This is a genomic window from Marinomonas rhizomae (assembly GCF_003315485.1).
Taxonomy (GTDB): Bacteria; Pseudomonadota; Gammaproteobacteria; order Pseudomonadales; family Marinomonadaceae; genus Marinomonas; species Marinomonas rhizomae.
Genome location: NZ_QNSE01000001.1, coordinates 22,200 through 44,447, shown reverse-complemented (window position 1 = coordinate 44,447; position 22,248 = coordinate 22,200). Strand labels below are relative to the sequence as shown.

23 protein-coding genes are annotated in these 22,248 nt (G+C 42.6%); 8 read left to right on the top strand and 15 right to left on the bottom strand.

All coding sequences use genetic code 11. The features are described from left to right. Window positions 1–10 precede the first annotated feature (10 nt). From DFP80_RS00205 to DFP80_RS00180, 6 genes are all read right to left on the bottom strand, one after another. Entirely contained in the window at window positions 11–604 is a 594-nt protein-coding gene (locus tag DFP80_RS00205) for a histidine phosphatase family protein (RefSeq protein ID WP_113914800.1), read from the bottom strand. After that, the gene (gene cobS / locus DFP80_RS00200; protein ID WP_113914799.1) at window positions 601–1,386 is read right to left on the bottom strand and encodes an adenosylcobinamide-GDP ribazoletransferase; all 786 of its coding nucleotides are present in this window, start codon (window positions 1,384–1,386) and stop codon (window positions 601–603) included. The genes DFP80_RS00205 and cobS overlap by 4 nt, the downstream gene beginning before the upstream one ends. A gap of 68 nt (window positions 1,387–1,454) precedes the next feature. Next, entirely contained in the window at window positions 1,455–2,516 is a 1,062-nt protein-coding gene (gene cobT, locus DFP80_RS00195) for a nicotinate-nucleotide--dimethylbenzimidazole phosphoribosyltransferase (RefSeq protein ID WP_113914798.1), read from the bottom strand. A gap of 14 nt (window positions 2,517–2,530) precedes the next feature. Then, window positions 2,531–3,298 carry a 23S rRNA (guanosine(2251)-2'-O)-methyltransferase RlmB gene (rlmB, locus tag DFP80_RS00190; RefSeq protein ID WP_113914797.1) on the bottom strand — a complete coding sequence of 256 codons (768 nt, stop codon included), beginning with the start codon at window positions 3,296–3,298 and terminating at the stop codon, window positions 2,531–2,533. Between the two features lie 87 nt (window positions 3,299–3,385). Then, window positions 3,386–5,932 carry a ribonuclease R gene (gene rnr, locus DFP80_RS00185; RefSeq protein ID WP_175020593.1) on the bottom strand — a complete coding sequence of 849 codons (2,547 nt, stop codon included), beginning with the start codon at window positions 5,930–5,932 and terminating at the stop codon, window positions 3,386–3,388. 450 nt (window positions 5,933–6,382) lie between these two features. Then, window positions 6,383–7,186, bottom strand: a complete 804-nt coding sequence (locus DFP80_RS00180) for a pyruvate, water dikinase regulatory protein (RefSeq protein ID WP_113914795.1) — start codon at window positions 7,184–7,186, stop codon at window positions 6,383–6,385. A gap of 239 nt (window positions 7,187–7,425) precedes the next feature. Between DFP80_RS00180 and ppsA the strand changes: the two genes are divergently transcribed. After that, window positions 7,426–9,825 carry a phosphoenolpyruvate synthase gene (gene ppsA / locus DFP80_RS00175; RefSeq protein WP_113914794.1) on the top strand — a complete coding sequence of 800 codons (2,400 nt, stop codon included), beginning with the start codon at window positions 7,426–7,428 and terminating at the stop codon, window positions 9,823–9,825. Window positions 9,826–11,127: 1,302 nt separating this feature from the next. Here ppsA and DFP80_RS00165 read toward each other — a convergent pair. The 3 genes from DFP80_RS00165 to DFP80_RS00155 form a co-directional block, all read right to left on the bottom strand. Beyond that, window positions 11,128–12,171 carry a hypothetical protein gene (locus DFP80_RS00165; protein WP_113914792.1) on the bottom strand — a complete coding sequence of 348 codons (1,044 nt, stop codon included), beginning with the start codon at window positions 12,169–12,171 and terminating at the stop codon, window positions 11,128–11,130. A gap of 326 nt (window positions 12,172–12,497) precedes the next feature. Further along, the gene (locus DFP80_RS00160) at window positions 12,498–12,788 is read right to left on the bottom strand and encodes a type II toxin-antitoxin system RelE/ParE family toxin (protein ID WP_113914791.1); all 291 of its coding nucleotides are present in this window, start codon (window positions 12,786–12,788) and stop codon (window positions 12,498–12,500) included. Then, window positions 12,781–13,002, bottom strand: a complete 222-nt coding sequence (locus DFP80_RS00155; protein WP_113914790.1) for a TA system antitoxin ParD family protein — start codon at window positions 13,000–13,002, stop codon at window positions 12,781–12,783. The genes DFP80_RS00160 and DFP80_RS00155 overlap by 8 nt, the downstream gene beginning before the upstream one ends. Before the next feature lie 212 nt (window positions 13,003–13,214). On the opposite strand from DFP80_RS00155, the gene DFP80_RS00150 reads away from it, so the two are divergent. From DFP80_RS00150 to DFP80_RS00120, 7 genes are all read left to right on the top strand, one after another. Then, window positions 13,215–13,469, top strand: a complete 255-nt coding sequence (locus DFP80_RS00150; protein ID WP_113914789.1) for a type II toxin-antitoxin system Phd/YefM family antitoxin — start codon at window positions 13,215–13,217, stop codon at window positions 13,467–13,469. Next, entirely contained in the window at window positions 13,462–13,725 is a 264-nt protein-coding gene (locus tag DFP80_RS00145; RefSeq protein WP_113914788.1) for a Txe/YoeB family addiction module toxin, read from the top strand. The genes DFP80_RS00150 and DFP80_RS00145 overlap by 8 nt, the downstream gene beginning before the upstream one ends. A gap of 48 nt (window positions 13,726–13,773) precedes the next feature. Then, window positions 13,774–14,139 carry a dihydrofolate reductase gene (locus DFP80_RS00140; protein ID WP_206610554.1) on the top strand — a complete coding sequence of 122 codons (366 nt, stop codon included), beginning with the start codon at window positions 13,774–13,776 and terminating at the stop codon, window positions 14,137–14,139. 489 nt (window positions 14,140–14,628) lie between these two features. Then, complete coding sequence (locus DFP80_RS20770) at window positions 14,629–14,931, top strand: GNAT family N-acetyltransferase (protein ID WP_206610555.1); 303 nt, start codon at window positions 14,629–14,631, stop codon at window positions 14,929–14,931. Between the two features lie 541 nt (window positions 14,932–15,472). Continuing rightward, window positions 15,473–16,177, top strand: a complete 705-nt coding sequence (locus tag DFP80_RS00130) for a CsgG/HfaB family protein (protein WP_113914787.1) — start codon at window positions 15,473–15,475, stop codon at window positions 16,175–16,177. Continuing rightward, on the top strand, window positions 16,167–16,550 hold the full coding sequence (locus DFP80_RS00125) for a DUF4810 domain-containing protein (RefSeq protein ID WP_113914786.1): 384 nt from the start codon (window positions 16,167–16,169) through the stop codon (window positions 16,548–16,550). The genes DFP80_RS00130 and DFP80_RS00125 overlap by 11 nt, the downstream gene beginning before the upstream one ends. Continuing rightward, window positions 16,550–17,200 (top strand): DUF799 domain-containing protein, encoded by a 651-nt coding sequence (locus DFP80_RS00120; RefSeq protein ID WP_175020586.1) that lies wholly within the window; start codon window positions 16,550–16,552, stop codon window positions 17,198–17,200. Before DFP80_RS00125 ends, DFP80_RS00120 begins: the two co-directional genes overlap by 1 nt. 127 nt (window positions 17,201–17,327) lie before the next feature. On the opposite strand, the gene DFP80_RS00115 is transcribed toward DFP80_RS00120, so the two are convergent. The 6 genes from DFP80_RS00115 to DFP80_RS00090 all read right to left on the bottom strand — a co-directional run bounded on the left by DFP80_RS00115 (window position 17,328) and on the right by DFP80_RS00090 (window position 22,215). Continuing rightward, on the bottom strand, window positions 17,328–17,915 hold the full coding sequence (locus tag DFP80_RS00115; protein WP_113914785.1) for a 3'-5' exonuclease: 588 nt from the start codon (window positions 17,913–17,915) through the stop codon (window positions 17,328–17,330). Window positions 17,916–17,933: 18 nt separating this feature from the next. Further along, window positions 17,934–18,353 carry a tetratricopeptide repeat protein gene (locus DFP80_RS00110; protein WP_113914784.1) on the bottom strand — a complete coding sequence of 140 codons (420 nt, stop codon included), beginning with the start codon at window positions 18,351–18,353 and terminating at the stop codon, window positions 17,934–17,936. A 178-nt stretch (window positions 18,354–18,531) separates the two neighbouring features. Then, entirely contained in the window at window positions 18,532–19,686 is a 1,155-nt protein-coding gene (locus DFP80_RS00105; protein WP_113914783.1) for a capsular polysaccharide export protein, LipB/KpsS family, read from the bottom strand. An 86-nt stretch (window positions 19,687–19,772) separates the two neighbouring features. Next, the gene (gene thiE, locus DFP80_RS00100; RefSeq protein ID WP_113914782.1) at window positions 19,773–20,420 is read right to left on the bottom strand and encodes a thiamine phosphate synthase; all 648 of its coding nucleotides are present in this window, start codon (window positions 20,418–20,420) and stop codon (window positions 19,773–19,775) included. 7 nt (window positions 20,421–20,427) lie between these two features. Beyond that, window positions 20,428–21,219: a hydroxyethylthiazole kinase gene (gene thiM, locus DFP80_RS00095; protein WP_113914781.1), complete on the bottom strand. Its 792-nt coding sequence runs from the start codon at window positions 21,217–21,219 to the stop codon at window positions 20,428–20,430. 48 nt (window positions 21,220–21,267) lie between these two features. Continuing rightward, a complete protein-coding gene (locus DFP80_RS00090) occupies window positions 21,268–22,215 on the bottom strand; it encodes an ABC transporter substrate-binding protein (RefSeq protein WP_113914780.1) in 948 nt (315 codons plus the stop codon). Window positions 22,216–22,248: the final 33 nt, after the last annotated feature.

Genomic DNA, 22,248 nt, shown 5'->3' with positions numbered 1-22,248 from the left:
AAGGCCGTCGTTACTGACTTGATACCCAGTCACCTGCGCCCAAACGCTTTAGCATGACAAAGTCCCCATGAACGGAAAACTCAGTCAAACTGCTAAAGCCAACATCAATTCGGTGACATTGTTCCAAAGGCCATTGGCAAAGCATACTGACAAACACTTTAATAACACCAGAGTGCGCCACTAATACACAGTTATCCATCGGTGCCTCTTTCACTAACAGCCACCATTGCCAAACACGATCCGCAACCACTTGTAGAGATTCACCATTATAAGGAGCGGAATGCACAATATCATCGGCCCAAAGCTCTATTTCTTGCTTTGGAATATCTTGCCAACAAAGACCTTCCCAATCGCCAAAGTCCAATTCTTTTAACGCTTCCGTCACTTGCGATTTACCATCACTAATCCGTTCAGCTAATCTTGCAGCTCGACTTAATGGACTATGAAAGCATGCGTTTAGCTCACCATCGAAACCAATAGATAAAGCATTTTTTAATGCTTGCGCCTCCTTTTCCCAACCATCAGCAAGAGGCACATCCATATCACCGTAACACAGGCCCTTCTTAACGTCTGGTCTTGGATGACGAATCAAATACAGCTTCACGAATAAGACACCAACAAACACAAGACAACAAAAACTTCACCTATTTGCTCGCTTGCCCCTAAAGTATCACCATTAAAGCCATCAATTTTTTTACGCAAATAAAGACGCATCAAAAACACTAAAGTAGCGGTCAAAATAAAGGTAAGAATTAAATCAAACAAATTAAATGCCAACACCCCAATCAACAAACAAGGCAATAAAGCCACCAACCACTGACTAAGATCTAACTTAGCAATCATGCTTGAGGCCTTGCTTTGCTCTATGGTCATATAATCTAACGTATTCATTAATACTAGCGGTATGAATCTAGCGATAACATGCACAACACACCAACCACTTAAGGTATAAACAAAACCTAGAAACGAGTCAGGAATGACCTGTAATAATTCACTCAGTAGCAACCATTTTAGTGTCAAAGAAAACCAAATAGACAGAGCGGCATAACTACCAATACGTGAATCTTTCATGATCGACAAACGTTGTTCTTTGTCCCAGCCACCAACCAAACCATCGCAGCTGTCCATCAAACCATCTTCATGAAAACCACCCGTTAATAACACAGCGGTCAGCAGCATAAACAAAGCTTGTAACGACACAGACCAATCAAACCATAATGGCCAAGCACTCAATAAGCCAACCACCAAACCAATCCATGGTAAAAAGCACACCGCTGGGATGTGCTTTATGTCATCACTCCAATCTACTTTTAGAGGGATTCGAGTATAAGTGACCAAACTACGTTTAAAGCCTTGCCAATACGGACCAATAATCATGCCTTTCATTTTCACTTACCTAATATTTTGAAACCTGCACAGAATGGCTAAATTTGCTAATAATTTGTGTAAAGGTCTCACTTAGAATCTGTCACACCAGCGCTTTCAAAGCTCGCCATCTTATTCAAAAATACACAAGCACTGCTGATCAATGGATAAGCTAAAATAGCGCCAGAGCCTTCCCCCAAACGCAGATCCAACGACAAAATAGGTTCAGCCTTCAAATGATCAAGCAGTATTTTGTGGGCTTTTTCATTCGACTGGTGAGCAAAAATGGCATATTCACGCACATTCGCAGCGACTTTTTGAGCAAACAACAACGCCACCGAACAGATAAAGCCATCCACTACAAACGCCGTCTGTCGCTGAGCCGATTGCAACATCGCACCCGCCATGGCCAAAATTTCAAAACCACCCACCTGCTCCGCAAGCGTTTGAGCGCTCCAGTCAGACATCATCTGGCCAGTTTCTTGTTCTGCACGCTTTAATGATTGCTCAATTACCTGCGCTTTATGGGAAACCCCAGCAAGATCCAGTCCAGTACCACGTCCAGCACTATCTATCGCGCTAACACCAATTAATGCGGTCATCATGCAAGAAGACACACAAGTGTTCCCAATGCCCATTTCACCAAACATCAACAAGTTTACACCGCCGTCAATGGCAAGATTGGCTTCATCAACACCAGCTTGAATCGCTTGTTCTAACTGTTGTGTTGTCATGGCTGCTTGTTGACTAAAGTCCTGGGACGAAAACGCGACTTTACGCGCCCCCAACAAAGGATGCGCAGCCAATTCTGCGTTAACACCCACATCCACAATTCGCAACGGGACTTTATGTTGCTCACAAAAAATACTTACCGCTGCGCCGCCCATCAAGAAATTCATCACCATTTGTGGCGTCACTTCTTGAGGAAATAAACTAATCCCCTGAGCAACGACACCGTGATCAGCAGCAAAGATAATCATCTTAGGTTTTGACGTATCAGGCGCTAACGTTTGCTGAATTTTGCCAAGTTGAAAAGCAATACTTTCCAACTCGCCCAGCGCACCTAATGGCTTGGTTTTGTTATCAATTTTGTATTGCAACTCTTCAGCAATTACAGCCGAAGGTGCCTGAATAGTAAATTGCGTAAACAAGGCTTTTTTGCCCCTTAACCTTTGGCCTTAACAGCACGTTGACGCACCGCTTCGTAGAGACAAACACCTGTCGCCACAGACACATTCAAACTAGAAACCACACCAGCCATAGGCAGCTTCACTAGATAATCACACTGTTCACGAGTCAAGCGACGCATACCATCACCTTCTGCACCCATTACAATAGCCGTTGGAATAGATAAGTCTTGCTCGTAAATGGTTTGCGTTGCCTCTCCTGCTGTACCAAAAATCCACACACCTTGATCTTGCAGCTTCTTCATAGTTCGAGCAAGGTTGGTCACCGCGTAAACTGGAATGCTTTCCGCAGCGCCACACGCCACTTTGCTAACCGTTGCATTTAACGGGGCTGAATTGTCTTTCGGCATCACCACCGCGTGAGCGCCAGCGGCATCTGCACTACGCAAGCAAGCGCCTAAATTATGTGGATCCGTCACACCGTCTAAGATAATGATCAATGGTGTTTCATCTAAACCCGCTACCAAGGTATGCAAGTCGGCTTCATTGCCTGCTTTGTTCATTGTGGTATAAGCCACCACACCTTGGTGAACAGCGCGCTCTTTGTTCTTGGTAAAAAGTTGATCTAATTCTTTACGTGGTACCACGCTGTAGCGCACTTTGTTGGCTTTACAAAGTTGTACTAATCGCTGGTTTTTCTTGTCATCACGGCCTTCTTGAAAGCGTACTTCTTTGACGCGTTCTGGCTGTTGAGTCAATGCATTTTCCACGGCGTGAATGCCGTATATCCATTCTAAATCTGACATTATCTACTCTATTAATTTGGGGGCATACGCCCCCTTTTACTCATCTAGAAAGTTATTCATCAAGAAAGCTCCACTAAGAGCTTCTGATCAGTCTTTTGCTTTTGGCTTAGCATTGCTCTTTTTCGGCTTCTTAGGCTTTTTCGGTTTTTTAGCCGCTGCCGTTGGCTTACCATTTGCCGACACTGTACCCGACTTTTTCTGTCTGATACGTTTGCCCTTAGAAGCTGGCGAGCGACGTTTTTTCTTCGCCTTGCCATCCGACTCTTTGCCCTCTTTCGATGACTTAGCGTCTTTAGCTTTGTCACCCTCTACTTTGGTAGCAGACTTAGGTTTAGAGCGCCCCCCCAATTCAATAGGCGGCAGCTGAGCCAATTGCATTTCAAGTTCGGTTTTATCGGTGCGTTCCACTTTTTTGCGCGCTGGGCGAGTACTTCTTTCATCCAAGCTCAAATCAATCTTACGTTGCTCCAAGTTCACATTAGAAACGCGAACTTTTAACGTGTCACCAAGGCGGAACACACGACCAGTGCGCTCGCCAACAATCGCCTGATGTTCCATATCATGAACAAAGTAATCTTGCCCAAGACCAGAAATATGCACCAAACCATCAACGAATAACCCTTGCAACTCAACAAACAAACCAAACGAGGTCACGGCGGTAACCACACCGTCAAACGGTTCACCCAAATGCTGTTCAACGTATTGGCATTTCAACCAAGCTTCAACGTCACGCGTCGCTTCGTCAGCGCGTCGTTCGGTCACAGAACAAGAATCCCCTAAACCATCCATGTCGGCGTGATCATAACCGTAGATTTTGCGTTCTTTCAATTCTGGGCTGCCCGCAACACGATGCGCCTGACGCACGGCTGGACGACCTTCGCCACGAATCAAATAACGAATCGCGCGATGAACCAATAAATCTGGGTAACGACGAATTGGCGACGTAAAGTGCGTATAAGCTTCATAATTCAAACCAAAGTGGCCCAAATTATCCGCTTGATACACAGCCTGGGACATAGAGCGCAGCATCATGGTTTGAATACTACGAGCGTCTGCCCGGTCTTTAATGCTTTCAGACAATGCCGCGTAATCCGCTGGCGTTGGCTTAGTACCGCCCGTTAGCTCTAATCCCAGCAAACCAAGATAAGTTCGCAAGGTTAACAAACGGTCATCTTTTGGCCCTTCGTGAACACGAAACAAAGCAGGTAAATCTGCTTTGATCAATAACTCTGCCGCTGCTACGTTGGCGCACAGCATGCATTCTTCGATCAATTTATGGGCGTCATTACGCTCGACAGGAACAATATGCTCAATCTTAGAGTTCTCGTCGAACACCATACGAGTCTCGATCGTATCGAACTCCATCGCGCCTCGTTCATCACGAGCGCCCTTCAGAACCTGATACAAACCACTCAAATCATCAATATGAGATACGATAGAGGCATAACGCTCACGCAGTTCAATGCCTTGCTCTTCAGGCTCGTCGTCGATCATTTTCGCGACTTTGCTGTAGGTTAAACGAGCATGAGAACGGATGATGCCTTCATAAAATTTGAAGCCGCGCATCTTACCTTTTGTCGTCAAGGATATTTCAGCAACCATCGCCAAACGATCTACGTCTGGATTAAGCGAGCACAAACCATTTGACAAAACTTCCGGCAACATAGGAATCACACGACCGGGGAAATAAACCGAGTTACCACGCACAATGGCTTCTTCATCTAATGCGGTGTCTTTCTTCACATAATGAGAAACGTCTGCAATAGCAACAAATAGCTTCCAACCCCCTGGCGTTTTTTCACAATACACCGCGTCATCAAAGTCACGTGCATCTTCACCATCTATGGTCACAAACGGCGTATCGCGCAAATCAACACGATGCGCTTTATCTTCTTCCGCCACTTCTGTACTGAAGTGTTTGATTTGCTTCTCAACCGCAGCTGGCCACTCATTAGGAATTTCATAACGGTGCATCGCCACTTCGATTTCAACACCCGGCGCCATAAAGTCGCCAAGGACTTTTTTTACCAAGCCTTGAGCCGGTTTACCGCGCTCGGCGTAGCTAACAATTTCAGCCAACACATATTGACCGTGTTTTGGCGTTAAGCCGGAGTCAGTGGTTATTTGGATATCTTGCGCAATGCGTGGGTTTTCTGGCGTTACAAACGCAGTACCACTTTCTAAATAGTAGCGGCCAACCATTTGAGTATGCTTACGCTCCAGCACCTCAACCACAACACCATCTAAGCGACCTTTAACGCTACGACCAGAAAGACGTGCTTTGATTTTATCGCCATCCATCACGTTCTGCATTTGACGGGCAGATAGGAAAATATCGTCATCGCTTTGACGCAACAAGAAACCATGACCTTCTTTATTGCCTTGAACGTAACCTTCAATCAGGTCACTTTCTAAAATCGGCGAGTATTCGTCATTTTGATTGCTGGTCATTTGATTGTCTCGGCACATAGCGATGAGACGACGACGGAGGGCTTCGATTTCGTCTTCGCCAGTCAGCGAAAACTCTTTGCATAAATCTAAATGACCCATGCTTTTATTTTGGGTGGCAAGAAACTCTAAAATGAATTCACGGCTTGGTACGGGATTATCGTACTTAGACGCTTCTCGCTGCATGTGTGGATCGTTAATTTTTTTATTACTCAATGTATGTTTATCCTTGGTTTTTTCAATAAGACGCCCTTTTATAAAATAGAAATATGAACATCTCACTATTTAGAACATTTGCAGTACTCGTTATCATTTATGATAAGTCATTTTTGACAAGCTACTTCTAATAAGCCACTTCTGCCGAGTCACCGTCACGCTCAATTAATCATCATTATAGAGCATATTAACCAAATACTCTCGAAGTTAGCTCAGCTCTTAGCATTATCTGCACACTCTCTTCGAGTTAATTTGGTAATTACACAACAAATCCTCCTTATAGCTCGATATTTGCGTGTCTTTTACAAGCTTTTGTAATGCTATTTTGACCTAAGGGAAATATTTTCATTACTTTATTGTCTAAATTTCAAGCAAAAATGGTGAACCCATCGAATTCTTTGATACTTTCGCTCTGCATTACTACTGCCTGTGACGTACTAAATTCATCTCCGCCATCACTTTGGTGGAAATTTCTTCCACAGACAACTTTGTCGAATTCAAAAAAGGGATACGTTCTTGGCGATATAAGGATTCAACCTCATCCACCTCATAGCGGCACTGACGAGACGAAGCATACTTACTTGCCGCCATGCGACCAGTGCGGATTTCATGCAAGCGCTGGGCATCTATGGTCAAACCAAATAACTTCTTCTTGTGATTCTTTAACACCTTCGGCAAACCGGGGGAAGAAAAGTCATCTTCAGTAATAGGATAATTTGCCGCCTTGATGCCATACTGCATTGCCAGATACAAACTGGTTGGTGTTTTACCGGAGCGAGACACGCCCAACAAGATAATATCTGCCTCAGCAAAATTCTTCACCGAAGCCCCGTCATCATTCGCCAAAGCATAGTTTATGGCGTCTATTCGGCCATCATAAACGCCTTCTTTCATACCATGCGCTTTCTGCGCCGTTGGCTGTGCTTTCACACCTAAAGCTTGCTCTATCGGAGACAGCAAATCACCAAATAAGTTATAACAATGGCAGTCGCAAGATTCGATAATATCGCGAATCGTCACATCGGAAATAGTATAAAAAACCAGCAAAGCAATCCCTTGCTGCATCTCTAAGTTAATCTGTTGTTTTAAGCCTTCAGCTTGATCTTTTGTGCCTAAAAAAGGCACGCTTTTGGTCTCTACTGCCACATCAAAAAAGGACAACATTGCCGACCCAAATACTTCAGCAGTGATCGCCGTCCCGTCCGATACAAAATACACTTTCATGCGCTTCTTCCCATTTTTGTTGTTATCTAACGACATCCGTTTTTTCGATTGAAATAAAACTACATCGAATAATCGATTTTATTCAAAGCAACTCCCCTACATACAATGAACCCAGACCAAGCGCCTTGACAAGAGCACACAGTAATTTGATAAGCGCCCATCGTCTACTTGGCTAATCAGCCATCTTTTGGCCAAACCAGCCATATTCTTTTAATAAGAAATAATAATTGGAGTCTCTTGTGAGCAAATTTATTAAGTGGTTTAAAGATCTTCATATGGAAGATGTCGGTGAAGTAGGCGGAAAAAATGCCTCTTTGGGTGAAATGATTTCCAACCTGACAGACCTTGGTATTCAAGTGCCAAACGGTTTCGCAACTACTTCCTATGCTTATCAAAGCTTCATCACAGAAAGTGGCCTAGACGAAAAAATCCATCAAGCACTAGACGCATTGGACGTAGACGATGTTCATGCGCTTGCCGAAACAGGCGTACAAATTCGCCAATGGATTGAAGACGCGACTTTCTCTGCAGAATTTGACCAAGAAATCGAGACCGCCTTCGCTGTTCTGTGTGACGACAACACAGAGGAAACATCCTTTGCGGTGCGCTCTTCTGCAACCGCGGAAGATTTGCCAGATGCATCTTTCGCAGGTCAACAAGAAACCTTTCTAAACGTGAAAGGCTTGGCTGACATAAAAGCGTCTATCAAGCGTGTATTTGCTTCTTTGTTTAACGACCGTGCGATTTCTTACCGCGTTCACCAAGGCTTTGAACACCAAGGCGTGTCTTTGTCCGCCGGCATTCAAAAAATGGTACGCAGCGACATCGGCGCGTCTGGCGTCTTGTTTACCCTAGACACAGAATCCGGTTTTGACGAAGTGGTTTTCATCACTGCGGCTTACGGACTTGGTGAAATGGTCGTACAAGGTACGGTTAACCCAGACGAATACTACGTTCACAAGCCAACACTGGCGGCCAATCGCCCGGCGGTTGTGCGCAAGAGCCTAGGCAGCAAAGCACAAAAAATGGAATACGCCGAAGCCGACAGTGATGATGAATTCGTTAAAATCGTTCCAGTCGCCTTAGACGAACAAAACCGTTTTGCACTAACAAACGACGAAGTTCAAGACCTTGCTCGCCAAGCTTGCATCATCGAAAAACACTACCAACGTCCAATGGATATTGAATGGGCGAAAGACGGCATCGACGGCAAAATTTACATTGTTCAAGCACGCCCAGAAACCGTTCGCAGCCAAGCCAATGCCCAGAGCATGGAACGCTACAACCTGAAAAAAACCTCTCAGGTAATGATTACTGGCCGCGCCATTGGTCACAAAATCGGCACAGGCGCAGTGAAAGTGTTGTCTTCTATTACCGAAATGGATCGTATCCAACCAGGTGACATTCTTGTCACTGATATTACCGATCCAGACTGGGAACCCATCATGAAGCGCGCTTCTGCGATTGTCACCAACCGTGGTGGTCGTACTTGTCACGCCGCGATTATTGCCCGTGAACTTGGCATTCCAGCGGTTGTTGGCTGTGGTGACGCAACTGACGTATTGAAAGACGACCAAATCGTTACCGTATCTTGCTCACAGGGTGATATGGGCTTTGTTTACCAAGGCGAACTACCATTCGACATCATTACCTCTGAAGTCGGCAACATGCCAGAACTACCAGTAAAAATCATGATGAACGTGGGCAACCCAAACCGCGCCTTCGACTTTGCCATGCTGCCAAATGCAGGTATTGGCTTGGCTCGCTTAGAATTCATCATCAACCGCATGATCGGCATTCACCCGAAAGCCTTGCTGAACTACGCAGAAATGACACCCGCGTTGCAGGAAGAGATCAACCACCGTATCGCCGGCTACAACAGCCCAGTGGAATTCTACGTAGACAAACTGGTCGAAGGCGTCGCAACATTGGCTTGCTCTTTCTCTCAAAAGCCTGTCATCGTGCGCTTGTCCGACTTTAAATCAAACGAATACCACAACCTTGTTGGCGGCCCTTTGTTTGAACCAGATGAAGAAAACCCAATGCTTGGCTTCCGTGGCGCCGCGCGCTACATCGACGACTCCTTCCGAGATTGCTTCGCCCTAGAATGTGAAGCCATCCGCCGCGTTCGTAACGACATGGGCTTAACCAACGTACAAATCATGATCCCATTTGTTCGTACCTTGGAAGAAGCACAACAAGTGACCGAACTGCTTGCGGAACAAGGCTTGGCTCGTGGCGAAAACGGTTTGAAAGTCATCATGATGTGCGAACTACCGTCCAACGCCCTACTGGCTGACGAGTTCTTACAGTACTTCGACGGCTTCTCAATCGGCTCGAATGATTTAACTCAGCTAACACTAGGACTTGACCGCGACTCAGGATTGATCGCAGACAAATTCGACGAACGTAACCCAGCGGTTAAAAAACTGCTAAAAATGGCGATCACCGCCTGTCGCGAACAAGGCAAATACGTCGGCATCTGCGGCCAAGGCCCATCCGACCACGCCGACTTCGCCGACTGGCTAGTAGCCCAAGGCATCGAAAGCATGTCTCTTAACCCAGACACCGTCATCGAAACCTGGCTACATCTTGATGAAGTACTGAAAAGTAACGAATTGAACAACAAAGCTATTTAAAGAAATATTCCCGTTTCATCGACTCGATGCAAGGGGAAAAACCTCTGCGTTTGGTGTTGTATTTCTCAATGCAGCGCCGGATCAGAATGCTGTGTTAAAGCAGCGCGTGACCTTATCGTAGTCACTCTCTAGTTTGATAGCCCCGCTCTGCGGGGCTTTTTTTATTTGAGCTTCAAGTATATTTGTTACTTCTCAACGCTTCCTAGTTCGCAAACTTGGTTCCGCTCTGCTGAGCGGGTAACTTTTTGCTAGCGCCCAAAAAGTAACCAAAAATTCGCTTTAAGATCTTTAATGCCTGACTTTTTTCATAGGCACATAATTGTCCCCCTACGCTCGTTATATCGTAAGGCATAGATTGTTCATTCGGTGGGTGATATCTCATCAAACAATGATGCTGAAACTCCATAAGGTCGCGCAACTTCGTCGCGTCGAACTGACTTCATTGGTGATACCGCTATTTCGTACTTTTGGTTCCATTCAAACACTTTGCATTCCCAACCTTTTATTCCGCCCTGCTGGGCGCGTAACTTTTGCCAATCGATGCAAAAGTAACCAAAAAATCTTTTATCGGGCTATCGCCCAAACGTCTGATTCACACTGTTTATTATTAAGTTTGGCAAAACGACTTTTATCGTAAGGCATAGATTGCTTATTCGATGAAAGTATAGTTCGTCAAACAATGACCCTGAAACTCCATAGGGTCGCGCAACTTCGTCGCGTCGAACTGACTTCATCATAGAGACTAGGTTTTCGTAGGGCACCATGAGCGCAGCGTGATGTGCCGCTGAAAGCGAAGCTTTCACTGTAGGTCGCGGCTTTAGCCCGACATGGAATTTATGCTCCATTCAAACGCAAAAGGTTACGTTACTAAGCACCAAGTCCCTTCCCCTTTTGTCTTCCAAGGGGAAGGCGGAGGATGGGGTTAATCTCTTCTTTGGGCTTCATTCAAACGCTTTGCATCCCCAACCTTTATTCCGCCCTGCTAGGCATGTAACTTTTACCAATCGATGCAAAAGTTACCAAAAAATCTTTTATCGGGCTATCGCCCAAACGTCTGATTCACTTTTTTATTATCAGTTTTAGCAAGACGATCTTCATCGTAAAGCATAAATTGTTTTGCAGGCTGGAGAAAAGATATTTTTAACTGCCCCTGAAACTCCATAGGATCGCACAATCAAAGTTGCGTCGAACTGACTTTTTTGGAACTTCAATGTTGAAAATTCAAGGAACTCCACATAAAGTTAAACGATACTCTTTTCCGAATTAAGAATAACCCTGAATTGGATGAGATAAATTCTATGCTTAAAGTCGAGATATCTGCTCTTTCCACCTTTTCTCTTTATCCTTACACTCTTTCCGTATTGCCTCTTTAATTGCAACACTATTCAAATTTGACTGTTCTGTAAGAGCTTTTATATTTTCTTTCACACGTCGAATTTTCATTAAGAACATAAACAAATCACCTTCTGTAAACCTATTTCCACCTCCAGTTTTTTCAAAGTAATCTCTAGATAAACACATAGATTCGATAGAAAAAAACAAATTGACAACTCTATCTATACTGTCAGTTAATGCCGGTAAATAAATTTTTCCATCTAAGAAATAATATTTGTCTTTTACATTAAAATCCCAAATATTTATACCATCTATTTTTTTTATGAGAAGCAATGTAAAGATCGAATTCAAATTACTAAAAATATCACCTTCAAGTTCAGATGCAACATCCTTAGGTGATGACATTCCAACAACATAATGCCTGATATGATCTAAATAATTATTAAATTCAAGTGGAATTTCACTCCTTTCCCCAATATATGTAATAAATTTCATATCATCAGCCCAAGGCGAAAAATCACTATAGTCATTGATTGGAAAAATTTTTCGATATAGTTTTATGGGATCACTTATTTTAATATTATGAATACTTCCAAAGTGCTCTATTTGGGCTGAAAAATAATCTAAATGTTTAATATAGTTTTCAAAGTTATTCTTACTTTGAGTTGACACAATCTGTATATCTGACCTAGCAATCTGGGCAGCAGTTTGAACAGAGCGATGATGAGAAGCATAAAACCCTGCAAGGGGTAGTGACAACGCTACTATCCACAGTGGGATTTTGAAGTAGTCATAGGCGTTATCAAAGCCTTTCTTTGTCAACACCATATCAGGAAAGCTTAGGCTCTGTGCGATAAAGAAGGTGACTACAAATGCTAAACCAACAGGGAGCAGCACTGTTGCCCAAAAGGACCGAAGCTGAAATAACGGAGGATGAGATTGTTGCGAGCCTTTGAGGAACCAGCTCCAAAAGTCACAAAGCTCTGCGCCCAACCACTTAAAAAATCGCATTTATATTGTCCTCATCGTTTTTGAATACTTCAAACGCTTTACTAGGGAGCATATTCAAATCCAGCCTATCATGATCAAACAACAGGTCCATACGCAATTAAAACAATTACCCCAGATAAAAATTAAACATGTTTGTCTGCCCTTAATGCTCACCGGCGCATCACGCTTCGCTCATGACGCCCTACGTTTTTGTTCTCCATTCAATACAGTCTGCTCAACGCATTTTATGTTAGTGAGCTGATTGCGCCAAACTATGGGGTTTCAATACCAATTCCCACCCTTCCCCACTACATCAAAAGCAGTCTATGCCGTCACTTAATATCTACTCAAACAATATTTTTCACATCACGGTAAAACTTTTCATGGCTACCTAAAGCCATAAGTTCGAGTGTAACGGTGCCATCTTCATAGCTGTAACCAAGTAATGTAAGTTGCTTCACCATGTTGAATTTATAGACACGGGGGAAGGATAAATCGCCTTTCTTCTGTTGCCCTAGAAGCGGATCTTCAATCAATTCTCTAATCGCGTTATCTAGATCTACTTTTTGGTTTTTATGCAGTTTTTTGACCGCTTTTTTAAAGGTAGTTGTTTGAAGAACTTGAGTAATGTTAGCCAAAGCTATAAGCCTCAAGTTTTCCGGCTTTTTTTTCCGCTTTAGCAATGATGGCTTGTTTTACGAACTCGTAAGGCAAATCAGGGTTATCTTCCATCATTTCACCAATTTTCGCCCAGTGTTCAATTTGCTTAGGTGTTGTTCGGTTTAAGGCTTTTGCCATGATAGCCGCTTTATCAACCAGTTCTTGGTCAAGTCGAATACTTGCTGTAGACATAATAAAATCTCCTTAGTGCTATACAAGAAATGTAGCAAATAGCCACAAATGCAGCAATGCGCATCAAAAAAATTGCGAATAAAGGTCAGTTAAAAATATCTACGCTTCTTGAGCCGTACTTAGTTTTCACAACATAGTCATGCACAACATTCTGTACATGTTTTCCTTTTCAGGCTAGACTTGTCTTATATAATGTACAAGTGAGGTGCAATATGAGAATTGTCTCTTTTACTGAAGCTCGAAATAGTCTTAAGTCCGTTTTGGACAATGTGATTAACGATGCGGATACGACGGTAATCACTCGCCGTGACTCTGAAGATGCGGTGGTTATGTCATTGGATTACTACAACAGCCTTATGGAAACCGTTCACCTACTTCGTTCACCAGCTAACGCAGAACACTTAAATCGTTCAATTGCACAATTTAAAGCGGGTAAAACGTCTCAGCGAGAACTTATTGATGAGTAGCTGGCTTTTATCATGGACTGATGAAGCTTGGAACAGTTACGTTTATTGGCAGACACAAGACAAGAAAACCTTAAAACGCATCAATAAACTTATTACCGATGTTCAGCGTTCACCGTTTGAAGGAATTGGAAAACCGGAAGCCTTAAAAGAAAATCTAACAGGCTTCTGGTCTCGCAGGATCGATGATACTAATCGTTTGGTCTACGCCGTGGACGATGCCGCCATTACCATTATCTCGTGTCGTTATCATTACTAAAAAGTAGCCGATAATAAATAATTAAAGGCTGGTAACAATTAGGCTCAGATGAAAATCAAACAAATTGTTGGTAGAAAGATTTTCGAGTCTATGGGCAAACTGCCAAATAGAAAATATGCAGTAATTACTCGTTCTGAAATAAAGTCCGAAGATAGCGATGTTTTCTATTTCTCTTCTATTGATAATGCACTATCTACTCTGAAAAATATTACTGATCATGCAGTTGTGTCGGACGGTGGCGAAATATACAAAGCACTTATCAATCGATCTGAAACGTTTCATATATCAACAGTTCATAGTGAAATTGAAGGAGATGTGTTTTTCTCTAACATTCCGAATGACTACAATAATGTTTTTGAACAGCGATTTAAGTCAAACTTAGACTACACGTATCGTATTTGGCAAAAGGATTAACGAGGTGTTTAAACGAAAAACAGTTGGTTAGGTATACAGGAGTACTCATTGAATTATATAGATTGGTTACAGCGAAAATTTTCTTCATTAATCAATGTATCAAGTGCTGAAACTTATGGCTATATAAAACAGGTCAAATCAGAGACTAAATTCATTCTTGGTTTTATTAGTCTTGCTATATTTATAACTATTATTTTTCCATCAAGCATGTTGCTTTCGTCAATGGGCTATATCCTTTCTGAAAGCGTTATCTACTGGTGTACTTTTTAGTAGTTTTTTTAATTAGTAGCTCATTCTCTAAAAAAATTGAGCAAAAAATTATTAAAAATAAACTATCAAAGATAGTGCGATCAAAGTATACCTAACAAGCAGTTAAACAAAGACAAGAGCAGTTGGTTTTGCTCCGTCGTTGCTTAATTTTAGCCCACTGTATTTTATCCATTAACAGGGCATTATGTGTCTAGTAAAACTGTGCAGAAGGATGGAGATATGAAACTTTCACTATTTAGTGAATCAAGATCACAAGAAGTCATTGACCTTTTCAAGAGCGTGTTTTCTGCATCCGATGGAGAAGCAGAAGGTCAGGTAATTGCAGATTTTGTCGCAAATCTTATAGCCACTACTAAGTCACTCGATTTAATTTGCTGCATTGCAGAAGAAAACGAGATTCTTGTTGGCTGCGTATGTTTTAGTCGCTTTACTGTACCTAATGGGCAAGCAGCATTCATTTTGTCACCGGTTGCCGTGTCAACAGATGTACAAGGTAGAGGTATTGGTCAAAAGCTAATTTAATATGGTTTAGACCATCTTAGATCTTTAAATGTCAATTTGGCTTTCACTTATGGTGACCCAAGTTATTATTCCAAAACAGGCTTTAAACAAATCAATGAAAACATTGTAAAAGCACCTTGTCCTTTAAGTCAGCCAATTGGATGGCTCGCTCAATCACTTGATGACCAAGAAATCCAATCTATGGTTGGCCCCACTCGGTGTGTTGAGGCACTAAATGACCCAAGTTTATGGTAGTAATCATAGAATTAGGGTTAGATGAAAAACAGAGAGATTCTTCATCTGCCACTCATTTCAAAAACGTTTACGAGCCATAGTGAATGACACACCCACAAGATATTAATGTCCCTAATACTAACTGAGTATAGAAAGCTATCAACATTGGTTTTTTCAAAAACTTGCTTTAACAGCACATGTAAAAAACAAACATAGATAAAGGAAACTTTGTGATCAATAATTCTGGTTATTGTATTCAGATATAGATAAAATCGCCCCAGATTTTAAATCGAAATAATCAATTTTTATGTTTTACATGGAGTATAAAATGACAGCCCTTTTCTCTCGCCCTTTAAAAAATGCTGTGGCCTGTATATCTATAGCAACAGCTTTAACTCTAGTTGGATGTTCGGTAAACCAGTCTCATCGTGCAGTCGAGTCGGAGACAGTAAAAAGCTATAACACTGATTACAAAGGAATAAAAACAACGTTGGTTGTTGGCAACTTCCAAAACCGCTCTTCATACATGCAAGGCCTTTTTTCATCAGGCACTGACAAACTAGGTAACCAATCTAAAACCATTCTTAAGACTCATCTTCAACAAACTAATCGATTTAAAGTAGTAGACAGAGAGAATTTAGAAGTTTTAAAACGCGAAGCTGAACTGAATGGCGTAAAGCAGAATTTAACAGGTGCTAGATATACAATTACCGGTGATGTCACAGAATTTGGGCGAAAAGTAACTGGGGATAAACAGCTTTTTGGAATCCTTGGATCTGCTAAAACTCAAACTGCCTATGCAAAAGTCAGCATTAACATTGTCGATGTTGTGAATGGAGAGATTGTTTATTCAACTCAAGCCGCTGGCGAATATGAACTCAGTAATCGCGAAGTAGTAGGCTTTGGATCAACGGCTAGTTACGATGCAACACTAAACGGGAAAGTACTAAACTTCGCTATAACAGAAGCAGTAAATAATATTGTACGTGATCTAGAGAACGGCACATGGGTGGTGCTATCAAATGAGCAGTAATAAAAACATCAAACACTCTAATAAAGTATCTTTCGCAATAGTACTTTTTTCGCTGTTTATCTTGAGTGGTTGTGCCACTAAAAAAAGCACTTTCTACTGGGGAGAATACGAAAACATGCTATATGGGATGTACATTGAGCCCGGTAGTGCTGATTCAACCACTCAAATTTCGACCTTAGTAACTGATATTCAAAAAGCAGAAGCGCAAAATATCCCCGTGGCACCTGGCATTCATGCTCATCTTGGGTATATGTATGCTTTAGAAGGAAATGTGGCTCAATCTAAATCAGAGTTTATGACTGAAAAAGCCCTATTCCCTGAGTCTTCGATACTTATAGATGGAATGATGAGCCGATTAGAAGGAACGAATTAATGCTAATGCCTAAAAAAATATTTTTATTGTTTACACTCTCATTGGCTCTTTTCATTACAGGGTGTGCAACGCCACAACCTTATAACTATGATGCTCTATTGGCATCTGAACCTAGATCCATCTTGGTTATTCCCCCTAAAAACAATTCTGTAGAAGTGAATGCCCCCTATGTTTACCTATCTACAATAAGCAGACCATTAGGCGAAAAAGGTTATTACGTATTCCCGGTGGCTGTCATTGATACCTTCATGAAAGAAAATGGATTACCAACACCGGAAGAAATGAACTCAGTTCCTCTTGATAAATTGTATGAACATATCGGCGCTGATGCCGTTTTATATGTAGAAATCAATGACTGGGGGCAAAAATTTAATGTACTTTCCTCTGACACTGTCGTTAACGTATCAATGAGATTAGTTGATGGAAAAACAGGTACTCTCTTATGGGACGCAAGTGCTTATGCAATCCAAAGCTCCAACTCTAATAATGGTGGTCTAATCGGCAGCCTTGTAAGTGCAGTTGCATCACAAATAATGAACTCTATTTCAGATCAAACACCAACTGTTGCAAGAACGGCAAATAACATTGCAATCTACAACCAAAACAAGGGGTTATTAAATGGCCCCTACGCACCGCTTATTAAAAAATAAAGTCTGATATCGTGCGAGTATTCCAAGGACTAAAACATCGTAATAACTGGAATTTTTTAGGAATACAAAGCATTTGAAAAGAACCAACAACCTCATCTCCCGTCTTCTCCTTGAAAAGGGGAAGACGCTAAGGCCTAGATGAAGCCAATGCCCTCTCCACACAAATAGCAGAATGCGCGTCATTCGCTGCATAAAGAATCTGGTTTTCTTTCAGTGGATACGCACCCCAGTTGGATTTTTGGGCGCCTTTACCAAGGCGTTTTCCCAGTACCATGGCGACGGCGGCACGGGCACCGATGCTATTTTTCTCTCCAGCAAGTTGCTTTAAGGTAACGGACAAGTCTTGCGTATTGGTGATGTCGATGTTGAGTTTATTACGCAGTTCTTTGTTGTCGTCTTTGATGCCAAAGCCAATTTTTTTAATCTTTGGGTTCTCTAGTATTTCCTTCGCTGCCGCCACAGCACAAGGAAATCGTACAGGGAACAGAAACGCCTTTGATTCGATCGCCAGTTGAATGAGCGATGGACCTGGGCTGACTTGGCCTTTTTGGAAAATCGGTTTGCTTTCGGTGTCGAACCCAATAGACGTTTCGTTTTCGAGTGCTGTAATGGCTTGTGCGGCATCAATTTCGTTTTCAATGATGACGATATTGGAAAGATCAAGGCCAATATACAAAGGTAATGCGCGGATCTGTTCCTTGGTCGGACGTTCCATTCTATATCTCTTGTTTCTTTAGGCTTTTTTCAGGTCAAACAGTACGTCGTGAATCTCTGCTTTTAGCTCTTTATCGATGATTTTGTTGCTGTGGATTTTAGCTTGTTCTAGGTATTCAATGGCACCAGCGTTATCGCCAAGTTCTATTTTAAGCTGGGCAGCAGAAAAGCCGATGGAAGAAAGGTAATCTTTGGAGTTTATAGCGGCGGCTTTTGCTAAGGCTTTGTCATAGATAGTAATCGCTTGTTCTAAGTCATCAGTAAAGTCGCCTAGGGTTTCCCACTGTACTGGGTGATCTTTATCTGTGCCGTCGTTGTCATCACAGATAGCTTTCAATTCCGCATAATAGGCATCAAAACCCGCTTGGTCTTTCTTGTTGGCGCAGGTCATGAGTTCTTTGGCTAGATAAAGCACTTCTTTGTATATTTTGGTGTTCATTTTCCACTCTGTTTTAAGCATTCGATTGTGTTACTAGATTATAGAATCTAATAAAAGGGCTATGGTAGTTTTTATAGACCCGTTATGACAGCCTTTATTACGTTTCCACCATACAGATTAAATAAGCACGCCACTTAGCCTAGAATTATAAATAGTTTGCCCTATTCACAGCAGAAAGCTAACACCTCTCAAAATTAGAAAATTCATCTGTTTCGGTCAAACGCTGTTTTACCGCGAGGATATGCTCATCGTCGTCTTTTGTTACACGAGGCACACAATAAACATTTTTCAGAAATGAAAAAAACTTATCGCGTAATAAAGGATTCATTTTCCAACCTTGATAAACTTCGTTCAAACAATTGCTAAGCTGTTGTCGGTTATTAGCGTGCAACACAAGCCCCTCTATGTTGTAGCAAGCATCACCTAGGGTAATAACTGCTTTATTAAGCAATAAAGACTCCATACCGACAGTCGAGTTAATCGTCAATATTACTTCTGCTTTTTCAATCAACTCAGTCGTGGCATTTCCATTTGCAAACAGCGCAATATCATCTTTTTCATATAAGGATGTGTAGTGTTTATGCCATGAAGGGTGCTCTTTAAAAACCACTTTTAATGAGGGGTCGTGTAATGTTTTGACGGCTTGTATTACCTCATCATAAAACCTTTCCATGGAATCAATCCAAGAAGAATAACAAACGATTTGCGTATCATGAGGCACTTGAAAAGGAACAAAAATAAAGCGTTTCGGTAACGCAATAGGAGCAAATTTTTGACGCTGTCGTATATTACTTCGCGGCACAATCTCTGGGGCTGAGAAAACACAGTCATTTTTCGGATCAAACGACAAATAGAAGTTCGGATCGCTACTCAATGACGATGCAAAGTTGACCCCTTTTGGATCTAACGAAACAGTCTTAGGTAACAAACCATTTTCAAAATAAAACAGTTTAATATCTAACGATTTTGCCGCCATCACTATAGTACTGTTCGGGAGTTTTCGACCATTCCACACAACCACATAATCAGGCTTTTTCTGTTTTAATACGGCAAGGTACTTTGCGTACCTCAACCTTTCAATACACGTAAGAACCAAGCTATATAAACGGCTTAGCGGACCATGATTCCAAATAGGGTTATACGCTCTTTTGCGCAGTAACTGCTCATGACAAATGTCTCTGAAGTCCACCCTACAAGCTTGTCTCAAATAAAGTAAAGACGATAGCTTAGGCAACCCCATAATATATAGCTGAGCATCCAAATTCAGTCGTTTTATAATCATTTTGTAATAACGAGAGTGCACATTTTTACGAGAAATAAATAGGTAGCTCATATACCGTCCACATACTATTTTACTTTTCTCTTTTTATAACACTCTAGTAAGACAAAAATATGACGTCGAGTAAGTAAGTCGAGTGTCTATACTTGCTCTTCATCTTTATGCGAATGAACTTCTTCAATTTGTTGTAATAATTCTCTAGCTGCTTGCTTAGGGCTTGGCGCATGACAAATCGCAGAAACAAGTGCGATGCCCTCAACGCTTGTGGTAATAATATCGTCCAGGTTAGACGCATTAATGCCACCGATTGCCACAATAGGAAAAGAGCTTTGCACTACAGCACGGCGTAAACCTTCGATCCCCCACTCTTTTTTTGTGTCACTTTTAGTTGGCGTAGCAAAAATCGCACTTAAGCCCACATAGTCCACCGGCAGCGCTTCCGCTTCCATAAGCTGCTGCTCATTTTCAACAGAAAGGCCGAGCAATTTCCCTTTGCCGATCAAGCAACGAGCGGTTTCGGCCGGCATATCGGATTGACCAAGATGCACCCCATCCGCATCCACCGCTAAGGCGACATCAACTCTGTCATTGATAATCAAGGGCACACCAGTGCCCTGTAGAATTGCTTTAACCGCTTGTGCTCGTTCAATAAAAGCACGCACATCACCGTGTTTTTCCCGAATCTGCACCATGGTTACGCCACCCGCGACGGCTTCCGTTACGACGCTTTTTAGTGTTTCTAGGTCTTGCTGATCATCGGTGACTAAATACAAACGAAATGGGTTCATACCAACCTCAGCATGTAGTCATTTTTAAACGGCTAATAAGCGTGGCGTCGTCCAACAAATACAAAGCGTCCAACAGATTAAGCTGTAAGCTGCCAGGCCCTTTAGACTGCTCTGCAGCGATCTCCCCCGCCACACCAAACACCACCGTCGCAGCCAAGCCAGTTTCTTCACCAACCGCCGCAAACGCGCCAGTCAATGCGCTCAATGAACACCCCATTCCTGTGACGAGAGGCATCATAGCATGCCCGTTATTCAGCTTAACCTTGCGGTCTGCGGTAATGATAAAGTCTGTCTCTCCCGACACAACCACATTGCATTGATAGGTTTTCGCTAGGTACTGAGCAGCACCGACGGCGGCATCACTGCTGTCCATCGCATCCACGCCCTTGCTGCTTCCTTGTTCTCCCGCTAAGGCGATAATCTCGGACGCATTGCCACGAATAATCAATTTGTTCGCGGCTTCGGCAATCTGTCGAGACGTTTGTGTACGTAATGCACTGGCGCCGCATCCCACCGGATCAAGCACAACCATTTTATTATGGTGATTCGCATGCTCTACCGCCGCGAACATACGTGGAATCCAAACACTGTCTAGGGTGCCTATGTTAATCACCAAGGCGCCAGAAAAAGACATCATTTCGTCCATTTCTTCACGAGAATGCGCCATGATGGGAGACGCGCCAATGGCAAGCAGAGCATTGGCAGTATTATTCATGACCACGTAATTGGTGATATTTACCACCAGCGGTTTCTGCTCACGCACAGCGTGAAGTGCGCTAATAATGGTATCAATATTCATGTTTTTACCTTTTATTATTAAGTGAATAACAAGATCGCCAGTGGTTTATTAAAAGCTCGGCACGTAGTCTTGCGCTTTCGGTAAGGTGTCGATAATGTTTTGCTCATGCATGAACTGGGCATAATCGTCATAACGTTTCAAATCAACCGCAGAGGGACGCAAGGCAAATCGCGTTAGGGTTGCTTTCCAAGCCAACTCGTTGAGTTCGTTGTTTAACGTATCTGGCGCGTAGGCAACAAACTCACTCCAAGAATCTTGCGGATGATTGATAATGTAAATCGTCGCTTGCTCTATGGCTTTGTTAAAGCCTTGAATCGCGGATTTGTCGTAGCTATTAGCATTGGCAACAACCACCAGCTCGTCATACACAGGCACGCCGTGTTCTTCTGGGAAAAAGGCTTTTGCGTCTATGCCTTCCAAAGCGAGCTGATTCGATTCAAAGTTACGAAAACCGCCCCATGTCGCATCTACTTTTCCTGATGCAAGAGACGACGACAGCGCCCAGCCAACATTAATAATCTGCACGTCTTCGTATTTCACACCGTGTGTTTTCAGCATGGTACCAACAATGGCTTCTTCATTGCCCGCTACAGAAATTCCGATTTTTTTGCCTTTCAAATCCGCAATGCCGTTGATTTTTTTATTGTCCAACACGGTCAAAGTATTCAGAGGAGTCGCAATCAAGGTGGCGGCACGAATAAGCGGTAAACCAGCGGCCACGTCCATGGTTAAATTCGGCTGATACGACACAGCTAAATCGACGTTACCTGCGGCCACTAATTTCGCAGGTGTACTTGGATCAGACGGTTCTTGAATCGCCACGTCTAGACCTTGTGCTTTAAAATAGCCATGCTGTTTGGCAATCACAATCGGGCCGTGATTCGGATTTACAAACCAATCCAACATCAGAGTAAGTTTTTGTTCCTCGGCCTGCACAGAAGTAGACAACAAGGACGCAGCAAGCACGACAGTGCTTAATAATATTTTCGTGTTCATTGGTTTTCCTTTTATTAATTCTTATAAAGAGCG

Bases quoted from the DNA above. Each gene is read 5' to 3' on its own strand.
- DFP80_RS00115 (WP_113914785.1), bottom strand. From the start codon at position 17,915: ATGGAACGTCCGACCAAGGAACAGATCCGCGCATTACCTTTGTATATT.
- DFP80_RS00125 (WP_113914786.1), top strand. From the start codon at position 16,167: ATGAGCAGTAATAAAAACATCAAACACTCTAATAAAGTATCTTTCGCA.
- DFP80_RS00150 (WP_113914789.1), top strand. From the start codon at position 13,215: ATGAGAATTGTCTCTTTTACTGAAGCTCGAAATAGTCTTAAGTCCGTT.
- DFP80_RS00105 (WP_113914783.1), bottom strand. From the start codon at position 19,686: ATGAGCTACCTATTTATTTCTCGTAAAAATGTGCACTCTCGTTATTAC.
- cobS (WP_113914799.1), bottom strand. From the start codon at position 1,386: ATGAAAGGCATGATTATTGGTCCGTATTGGCAAGGCTTTAAACGTAGT.
- DFP80_RS00090 (WP_113914780.1), bottom strand. From the start codon at position 22,215: ATGAACACGAAAATATTATTAAGCACTGTCGTGCTTGCTGCGTCCTTG.
- DFP80_RS00165 (WP_113914792.1), bottom strand. From the start codon at position 12,171: ATGCGATTTTTTAAGTGGTTGGGCGCAGAGCTTTGTGACTTTTGGAGC.
- DFP80_RS00145 (WP_113914788.1), top strand. From the start codon at position 13,462: ATGAGTAGCTGGCTTTTATCATGGACTGATGAAGCTTGGAACAGTTAC.
- DFP80_RS00140 (WP_206610554.1), top strand. From the start codon at position 13,774: ATGAAAATCAAACAAATTGTTGGTAGAAAGATTTTCGAGTCTATGGGC.
- rnr (WP_175020593.1), bottom strand. From the start codon at position 5,932: ATGCAGCGAGAAGCGTCTAAGTACGATAATCCCGTACCAAGCCGTGAA.
- DFP80_RS20770 (WP_206610555.1), top strand. From the start codon at position 14,629: ATGAAACTTTCACTATTTAGTGAATCAAGATCACAAGAAGTCATTGAC.
- DFP80_RS00155 (WP_113914790.1), bottom strand. From the start codon at position 13,002: ATGTCTACAGCAAGTATTCGACTTGACCAAGAACTGGTTGATAAAGCG.
- DFP80_RS00180 (WP_113914795.1), bottom strand. From the start codon at position 7,186: ATGAAAGTGTATTTTGTATCGGACGGGACGGCGATCACTGCTGAAGTA.
- DFP80_RS00120 (WP_175020586.1), top strand. From the start codon at position 16,550: ATGCTAATGCCTAAAAAAATATTTTTATTGTTTACACTCTCATTGGCT.
- rlmB (WP_113914797.1), bottom strand. From the start codon at position 3,298: ATGTCAGATTTAGAATGGATATACGGCATTCACGCCGTGGAAAATGCA.
- thiE (WP_113914782.1), bottom strand. From the start codon at position 20,420: ATGAACCCATTTCGTTTGTATTTAGTCACCGATGATCAGCAAGACCTA.
- thiM (WP_113914781.1), bottom strand. From the start codon at position 21,219: ATGAATATTGATACCATTATTAGCGCACTTCACGCTGTGCGTGAGCAG.
- DFP80_RS00110 (WP_113914784.1), bottom strand. From the start codon at position 18,353: ATGAACACCAAAATATACAAAGAAGTGCTTTATCTAGCCAAAGAACTC.
- DFP80_RS00130 (WP_113914787.1), top strand. From the start codon at position 15,473: ATGACAGCCCTTTTCTCTCGCCCTTTAAAAAATGCTGTGGCCTGTATA.